Below are 7,990 nucleotides of genomic sequence, written 5' to 3'. Positions count from 1 at the left end.
CCGTACTTCTGGGTCTTTTTGGTGAAATGGCCCGCCGGGCACTTGAATACCGCCTCCACGATCCGGGGGCGGACCTCGGTGGTCTTCCTGAGGATCCCCTCTACCGAGACAAACCGGTTGATATCCTCGGACCGGATTTCGCGGATCGCCGTCTTTTTCGGGAGGTTTGTAAACCGGATGTTGAGGGCCTTTGGCTCCTTGCCGTCCCGTGTCCTGATCAGCTGGTGGTTTCTTATCGCATCCCAGACATCCTCAAGCACCTTGCCCGGGTTCTCCAGCAGTTCATCGGCAAGGGTGATACCGGCTTTCCCGAACCGTTCCACCTGGCGGTAATCAATCATCAGGGAACGTTTGTGAGGATACAGGCGGGAGAGCTCGCCAAGTTCTCTCTTGTACCGGCTCTTCAGAAACTTTCCCCAGTCCTCGGTCTGGTCGCTCTGGTACTGTTCGGGGGCCTTTTCCATTGCCGTACCTCACCGTTTCCTTGTGCCCGCAAGGACAAACCGTGCGATCAGCGCCTCCATCTGGATATCGCTGCTCGCCCCTTCAGAGAGCCGGAAGTCGGTTTCCCCGAGTGCATCGATCAGTTCCACCTTGAGTGCCCGGTCCATCTCCCGTTTCGTGAGCGCCCGGTAACACTGGTTGATCAGTTCGTTGGGAGCAATACCCCGCTCGCGCAGAAGCTGGGAAAGCAGGATCTCTGCTCCCTCGAAATCGCCGGCAAGCGCAAGCCGGAGGAGTTCTTCGATCTCCTCCGGCCGGGCATTGGAGGTGATGGCGTACACCATCGGGGCTTCGATCGTCGTACTGATGATCGCCGCACCCTGCAGGGCATTGATTGCCTTGCGCATATCGCCCTGCGCGATATAGACCATCGCGTCCATTGCCTCCTCTGTCACGGTCAGGTGTTCCTTTGCTGCAATCCGGGCGATCTCCTCCTTTACCGCGGCGGATGCGAGCGGACGGAACCGGTAGATCGCGCACCGGCTCTGGATGGGGTCGATAATCTTTGAGGAATAATTGCAGGAGAGGATGAACCGGCAGGTCTTGGCATAGCTCTCCATTGTCCTGCGCAGCGCAGCCTGGGCGTCGGTCGTGAGTGCGTCAGCTTCGTCAAGAAAGAGGATCTTGAAAGTTGCATCGCCCAGGGGAGTGGTCCGGGCAAACTGCTTGATCTGGTTGCGCACCACATCGATCCCCCGTTCATCCGAGGCATTGAGTTCACGAAAGTTCATCTGCCAGGAGTCCCCGAAGAACTCCCGGGCAAGAGTGACTGCCGCGGTTGTTTTTCCCACACCGGCACTGCCGGTAAAGAGGAGATGGGGGAGGTTGCCGGACTTTATATAGGATGAGAGCCTTTCTACAATATCGTCCTGGCCGACGATATCGGCAAGCCTGGCCGGCCGGTACTTCTCTATCCAGATGGTGTGGGACTCATCCATACAAAATTCACCCTGTTGGTACTTTCTAGGTTGTTGCTTGAATACAATATCTGTCTTCCCAATGATGTTTTTCCTCATGATCCGGTCAACCTTCAGTGCCGGGACAGAGAGGAGCGTAAGGTCCCATGATATCTGTGCAGGACCGGGATAATCTTTATCATAAGAGTTCTGAAATTACTTTTCATGTTACGGAGCCGGATTTTCCCTGTTTTTCTTCTCGTTGGTATCCTCTGCCTGGTACCAGTCCATGCAAGTATCACAAAGATCGCTGCCGGTGCCCCGGTATTCATTGGCGAGCAAAACGTGGACATCTCCTCGGGCCTGAACGGGCATTCTGTCATCGCATGGTGGCCCCCGGGCGCCGACCGGAGCCAGGCCCCCAACCAGACGGTCACGATCTCCGGCAATTCGCGGGCCTATTATATGGATCCTGCAGTTTTCAGCGGGTATACCGGCACCTGGTACACGCATGACGTAAAACCGGATATCCCGGCCTTTGTCGTGTACCAGCCCCAGATCAACCTCTCGATCTGGGACACCGACACCAATACCGATGTCACCGGCCAGTCCGTACCGGTGTCGGCAAACATCACGTACCGTATCGATACAAACCTGTATATGGCACTCAACTACACCTATCGCCCCAGCTATAATCCTTCTGACGCCTTCTTTACCGTGACACTGACCTCGCCTTACGGAAAGAATATTCCAAGCATCCTTACCGGAAACGTTGGAGACTCCGCCACCCAGGTCATCCCGTTTGACAGCAATCCGGTTATCCTCTCTTCGCCCTACATATGGCAGAACGGGCCGGCATGGGATCACGCTGCGAAAAGCACCGATGGCAGTAACGTGTACCCGCCGGGAACCTATACCTTCGTGGCCAGCCAGAACCTTAACGGCATGAGCAGCAGTTATGACCAGATCGCGTCCCTTGGAACGGTCACCAGCGGGGACCGGACCATCACGTTTGTGGCAACAGCGTTACCTACGCCCACTGCCACCGTTCTCCCGTCACTTTCTGCTCCGACAGGGACGGCCACGGCAGCCGTAACCACGGCAGCAGTCCCGACCACGGGGCAGGCAACTCCCCAGCCGACCTCAACCGCGATCCCGAAGAAGACCACCTTTGCCCCGCTGCCTGACGGCATTGCCCTTCTTGGACTGTGCCTTGCAGGGCTCGCGGTTGCGCTGCGGCGGAAGTATTAATCTTCACTCTCTCCTTTTTGTACGCTATGAGCCGTAAGAAAAACGTACCGGCGGTTACGGGAAAAACCCGGCCTGCAATCCCGCGTAAGTATGTCCTTGTAACCGGGGTGGTGCTTGCGATCTGCATCGCGGTCATTGCGGGTCTTGTCCTGACTCATCAGGGGCCTTGGGCACCGGGGACTGCAGCCACAACCACCACAAATGCCACCGCCACGTTCCAGTCGGCCGGTTTACTGTATTCAAAGAGCGTTGACCTGGCAAATGCCGGCAGTTACCAGGAGGCGCTTGCGGATGCCGATGCAGCCCTTGCAGAAAACGTCAGTTCGCTCAACCCGCTGATCCAGTCCAACCGGGCAGGAATTCTCGTGGAGCTGGGCCGGTACAACGATGCGATTGATGCAGCAGATGCAGCGATCAACGCACAAGGCAACCTGACCACGCTCCGGGCCGTGGCGTATTATAACAAGGCAAACGCCCTGCATGCGCTGGGGCGGTATGCAGATGCAGATGCAGCGTACGCGAATGCTTCGGCACTCGATCCAACCCTAAAACACCCGTAATATTATCCATCTTCCGTCACGCGGCAATGCACCTCCTGATCCCCTTTATTTTCGCGGGCCGGTTATCAACGCCTATACCTTGAATATCTCTCTTTTGCAAGTACTGAGCAGAAACATGGAAGGCGCAGCCCGCATTTTTGCCGGAGAGTTCAAGGAGGCGACCCTTACCGTACCTGCAGGAGATACGGGGAGCCCGGCATGGGTGGTAACACCGGGCGGGGCCTGGTGCCGGTTGCTCTACCTCTGCGGTGTGCTCACCGAGGTCACAGAAGTTGCTGATGTCCTATATTGCCGTCTTGCCGATCCGACCGGGGCGTTTGACCTTGTCGCCGGAGGACGGCGGGGGGCAATTGCAGAACAGATCCGTGCAATCCCGGTGCCATCCTTTGTCACAGTAACAGGAACCGCCCAAGGGTACCGGAAAAACGGAGGGGTCGTGGTCTCTGTCAGGGTAGAGCATGTGCACATGGTCGATAAAAACGTCCGGAACCGGTGGATCGTTGCAACGGCAGATATGACCATGACCCGACTCGACCGGCTCCTCACGGTTCTTGAAGGCAGGATGGCTGATGAACGGGCAGAAACAGTCATCCGGCACTACGGTACCTCCCGCGAAAAACTCCGGGCAATGACAGGTATGATCGGGAGTGCTCTGGCCGGCGTTCCCCGGGAGCCTGGGCCGGCACCCGCTTCCGCTCCCGATATCTGTGGGGCAATTATGGAGATCATCCGCGCCGGGAGCGGCCTGAAAGGAGTTTCCGTGCAGGACGTAATCGAGAAGGCTGCCCTGCTCGGCCATTCCCAGGCAGCGGTGCTCTCTGCAATCGAGACGCTCGTGACCAATGACGATTGTTACCAGCCCCAGAAGGGGTACGTCAAGCCATTATGAGACTGGAATTCATCCGTGACGGCCCGGCACTTGTGATCGAGAACACCGAGCGCCTGCTCATCGTTGCCGATCTCCATTTCGGGATCGAAGCCGATCTTGCCGCCCACGGAATGCATTTCCGGAGCCACAGCCGGGAGCGCCTCGAACGGCTGATGCGGAACCTGGATGCGACAAAACCCGACCGGCTCGTCCTCCTGGGGGACGTCAAGCACAGCATTCCCTCGCTCACCCGGCAGGAATGGGCTGAAATCCCGGGCATCCTTGAGACGATCCGACAACGCGTCCCGGTCCTCGTCTTTCCGGGAAACCACGATATCGGGATCGAGCGGTTCCTCCTTCCCGGGGAACTCCAGCCAAAGGACGGGGCAGTGATTGACGGCGTCACGTACCTCCACGGCCATACGTACCCGGCGCCGGGTCTCTCCGGGAGCCTCCTCGTCACCGGCCACCATCACCCGCAGGTAAGCCTGCGCGACGAGGTGGGCTGTTCGCTTGTGGCACCAGCCTACCTGCGGGCATTAATTGATGCGCCCGCACTCGGCCTGTCCCATGAAGAGGGGGGAGGGCCGGCCCGGGCCCTCTTCGTGCCCTCGTTCAACGAGATCGCAGGATACGATATTGTCAGGATCGCAAAAGACCCGTTCTCGCCGATCTCGCGGTGCATAAAAAAAGAGGAAGCGGAGGTTATCCTTGCCGATGGCACGTTCATCGGGCCGCTTACCATGCTGCTGGACGATGACGGGGACGAAGGGAAGGCAGGGAGGGTCAGCCGTGGCACTTGAACTGCTCAGCGACCATGTCCGCACCTGCATCAGAAAGCGCGGGTTTACGCGACTTTCTCCTGCACAGGAGCAGGCCATCCCCCTGATCCTGCAAAAGAAGAACCTGGTGCTGATCGCCCCGACCGGCACCGGTAAGACCGAGAGCGCAATGTTCCCGGTCTTCGATGCCCTCCTGAAGATGCCGGCAGGCGGTGGGTTCAGGGCGATCTACGTGACCCCGCTGCGCTCCCTTAACCGGGATATCCTCTCACGGATGGAGTGGTGGTGCCGTGAACTGGGTTTGCGTGTCGGTGTCCGGCACGGGGACACGCCCATGGCCGAGCGCAGGAAGCAGGCGCTCTCGCCGCCCGATCTCCTTATCACCACCCCGGAGACGCTCCAGGCACTCTTCATGGGAAAGAGGCTCCGCAAACACCTGGAACACGTGGAGTTTGTGATCGTCGACGAGATCCACGAGATGGCCGCAAGCAAGCGGGGGGCACAGCTTGCGGTTGCACTTGAACGTCTCGCGGAATACGCCGGCGAGTTCCAGCGCGTCGGGCTCTCCGCAACGGTCGGGAACCCGGAGACCATTGCCCAATTCCTTTGTGGAGCCCGGCCCTGCGCAATCGTACAGGTACCCGTGGCAAAGCAGCTGGAGATTGCAACCAGCTTTGTGGGCGATGATTTCAAACACCAGGTCCGGGCACTCGAACGGGCACTGGACCGGGAGGAGGGATCAACGCTCGTTTTTGTCAATACGCGGGTAACCGCGGAAGCGCTCGGTCATGCCCTGTACTCCCGGGGGGACGTGGAGGTGCACCACGGCTCACTCTCCAAAGAGATCCGTATCGATGCCGAGGACCGGTTCAAGAAAGGAGAGATCCGGACACTCATCTGCACCTCCTCTATGGAACTGGGGATCGATATCGGGAGAGTTGACCATGTAATCCAGTTCGGCTCCCCCCGCGAAGTGGCCCGCCTGGTACAGAGAGTGGGCCGGGCCGGCCACCAGCTCAACACCATCTCGCGCGGTACAATCCTTACCACCGGCTTTGACGACCTGCTGGAATCGCTCGTGATCGCGCGAAAGGCACGGGCAAACGAGATCGAGCCGGTAGTGCCGGAGGCAAACGCGGCTGACGTGCTTGCCAACCAGATCGCGGCAATAGCCGTGGAGTACGGCGAGATCGAGCGGGGCCGCATCCGCACGATCGTGGAGCGCACCTCCCTCTTTGCTGATGCCGGAACGCTCCTTGACGATGTCTGCACCCAGCTCGAAGAGCACCGGCTTATCCGGATCGATGGCAGCCGGATCGTTACCACGGCCCGGGCCCGGCGCTATCTCTCGGGCAACCTCTCGATGATCCATGACGAACGCAAGATCCCGGTCTTTGACATGGTCTCGCGCCGGACCGTTGGCACACTCGATGAATCGTTCGTGGTGGGATGGGTGCATACCGGTGCGGTCTTCATTACCAAGGGACAGCTCTGGCGGGTCCTGGAGATCAACGAAGGCAGGCTCACGGTCGAGCCGGCCAAAAAAGCGATGGGCGAACTCCCCTCATGGGAGGGGGAGCAGATCCCGGTCCCCTTTGCGGTGGCACGGGAGGCCGGGGCGATCCGGCGCGAACGCACCACGGGAAAGTATACACAGGAAAAAGAGAGCATCGCGTTTGCGGATCATGTCCTTTCCGAGATGGAGAAGAACCGGTGCAGAACCCCGACTGACCGGCTCATTACGTTCGAGAACATCGATGACGGCGTGGTCTGCAATGTCTGCGCCGGTCACAAGGCAAACGAGGCGCTCGGCCGCGTGCTCTCGATCCTGATCTCGGCACGGTACGGTACAACAGTGGGGATCGAGCTGGACGCGTACCGGATCCTGCTGCGCCTTCCTTCAGAGGTCAGGGCTGCCGATGTCCGCGACTTTTTCCTCTCGCTCGAACCCGCCCATATGCCCGGCATCCTCCGGCTCGCTCTCAAACGCACGGCGCTCTTCAAGTGGAAACTCGTGCAGATCGCAAAAAAATTTGGTGCGATCGACCCGGATGCAGACTACGAAAAGATCAGTATCCATCGGCTGCTCGAGTATTTCGATAACACGGTGGTGCAGCGGGAGGCATACCGGGAGCTCCTCTCCGGCTACATGGACGTGGATGCTGCAGCTGAGATCGTGCGTCTCGTAAAAACCGGTGATATTGAGGTAGCCATCGGACCCCATTCCATCATTGGCGCGGATGGCATTCTCTCTTCCCGCGACCAGATCCCACCCCCTACAGCGGACCAGGCTGTACTTGCCACCCTGAAACGCCGGCTTGACCAGGATGAAGTGGTGCTCGCGTGCATGAACTGCCGGAACTGGAAGAGCCGGACGGTGGTCTCCCGGGTCCCGGAGATCCCACAGTGCCCGAAGTGCGGGGCCCGGCTGATTGCTGCGCTCAAGCCATACGAAGCGGACGGGTACGAGACAGTCACAAAGAAAAGTAAATCAGAGGAGGAGCGGACCACCGAGCAACGCCTGCTCCGGAATGCCAACATTGTGCTCTCGAGCGGGAAGAAGGCAGTGATCGCCCTTTCGGCCCGGGGCGTAGGACCGGAGAACGCGTCCCGGATCCTCGCAACCCTGGCGGATGGCGATGCTTTCTACCGCGAAATCCTCAAGGCAGAGCGGAATTTTATCCAGACGCACCGGTACTGGGCGTAGGAAGCTTGTTCCAGGGTTCATCTCCGGCGATCCGACGGGATATTTAGGGAAAACTGCTGCAGGTCCCCTGCAAAAAGGCCATTCTTCCCCTCACGGAAGGCCCCGTCGGGCAGATCGCAGGAACGTATCCAAAAAAAGAGACCACCGCTCCCTGTCCCGGACCCCCGAAATTTTCAGGCCGTATCAGCGTTCTGGTGCCCGAAACAGTACCGGGTGACCAATTGCTCGTTCCCTTTTTCGGGCCTCATAAAACGCTGCTAAATTGCACGGTCTGTTCCCGCTTAAAACTGTCTGTTTGCCAAAATAACGATTTAAAAGCATATTCGTGGAGTGGATTGGCACCCCTTCCACTGGAACCTTCCCTACAGGGATCCACACGTTCCCACCCTCCGTCGGAGAAAAGATCCCGGCAGACCATGGCT

General features: G+C 58.9%; 6 protein-coding genes and 1 pseudogene. 5 read left to right on the top strand and 2 right to left on the bottom strand.

The window, feature by feature from the left end:
• Positions 1-464, bottom strand: a pseudogene (locus VMS83_RS06185) (AAA family ATPase); the annotation flags it as partial.
• 9 nt (positions 465-473) lie between these two features.
• A complete protein-coding gene (locus VMS83_RS06180) occupies positions 474-1,442 on the bottom strand; it encodes a replication factor C small subunit (RefSeq protein ID WP_325410914.1) in 969 nt (322 codons plus the stop codon).
• A 183-nt stretch (positions 1,443-1,625) separates the two neighbouring features.
• On the opposite strand from VMS83_RS06180, the gene VMS83_RS06175 reads away from it, so the two are divergent.
• From VMS83_RS06175 to VMS83_RS06155, 5 genes are all read left to right on the top strand, one after another.
• Positions 1,626-2,651 (top strand): DUF3821 domain-containing protein, encoded by a 1,026-nt coding sequence (locus VMS83_RS06175; protein ID WP_325410912.1) that lies wholly within the window; start codon positions 1,626-1,628, stop codon positions 2,649-2,651.
• A 26-nt stretch (positions 2,652-2,677) separates the two neighbouring features.
• Positions 2,678-3,211, top strand: coding sequence for a hypothetical protein (locus tag VMS83_RS06170; RefSeq protein WP_325410910.1), 534 nt, complete (start codon positions 2,678-2,680; stop codon positions 3,209-3,211).
• 115 nt (positions 3,212-3,326) lie between these two features.
• Positions 3,327-4,100 (top strand): hypothetical protein, encoded by a 774-nt coding sequence (locus VMS83_RS06165; RefSeq protein WP_325410908.1) that lies wholly within the window; start codon positions 3,327-3,329, stop codon positions 4,098-4,100.
• Positions 4,097-4,882 (top strand): metallophosphoesterase, encoded by a 786-nt coding sequence (locus tag VMS83_RS06160; protein WP_325410906.1) that lies wholly within the window; start codon positions 4,097-4,099, stop codon positions 4,880-4,882. Before VMS83_RS06165 ends, VMS83_RS06160 begins: the two co-directional genes overlap by 4 nt.
• Positions 4,836-7,568: a DEAD/DEAH box helicase gene (locus tag VMS83_RS06155; protein ID WP_325410904.1), complete on the top strand. Its 2,733-nt coding sequence runs from the start codon at positions 4,836-4,838 to the stop codon at positions 7,566-7,568. Before VMS83_RS06160 ends, VMS83_RS06155 begins: the two co-directional genes overlap by 47 nt.
• Positions 7,569-7,990 lie beyond the last annotated feature (422 nt).

This window comes from Methanoregula sp. (assembly GCF_035543475.1).
Lineage (GTDB): Archaea > Halobacteriota > Methanomicrobia > Methanomicrobiales > Methanospirillaceae > Methanoregula.
The sequence above is the reverse complement of the archived record's forward strand: the minus strand, read 5'-3'. Positions and strand labels throughout refer to the sequence as shown.

Coding starts and splice junctions, on each gene's coding strand:
- VMS83_RS06180 (WP_325410914.1), bottom strand. CDS start 1,442: ATGGATGAGTCCCACACCATCTGGATAGAGAAGTACCGGCCGGCCAGG.
- VMS83_RS06175 (WP_325410912.1), top strand. CDS start 1,626: ATGTTACGGAGCCGGATTTTCCCTGTTTTTCTTCTCGTTGGTATCCTC.
- VMS83_RS06170 (WP_325410910.1), top strand. CDS start 2,678: ATGAGCCGTAAGAAAAACGTACCGGCGGTTACGGGAAAAACCCGGCCT.
- VMS83_RS06165 (WP_325410908.1), top strand. CDS start 3,327: ATGGAAGGCGCAGCCCGCATTTTTGCCGGAGAGTTCAAGGAGGCGACC.
- VMS83_RS06160 (WP_325410906.1), top strand. CDS start 4,097: ATGAGACTGGAATTCATCCGTGACGGCCCGGCACTTGTGATCGAGAAC.
- VMS83_RS06155 (WP_325410904.1), top strand. CDS start 4,836: ATGACGGGGACGAAGGGAAGGCAGGGAGGGTCAGCCGTGGCACTTGAA.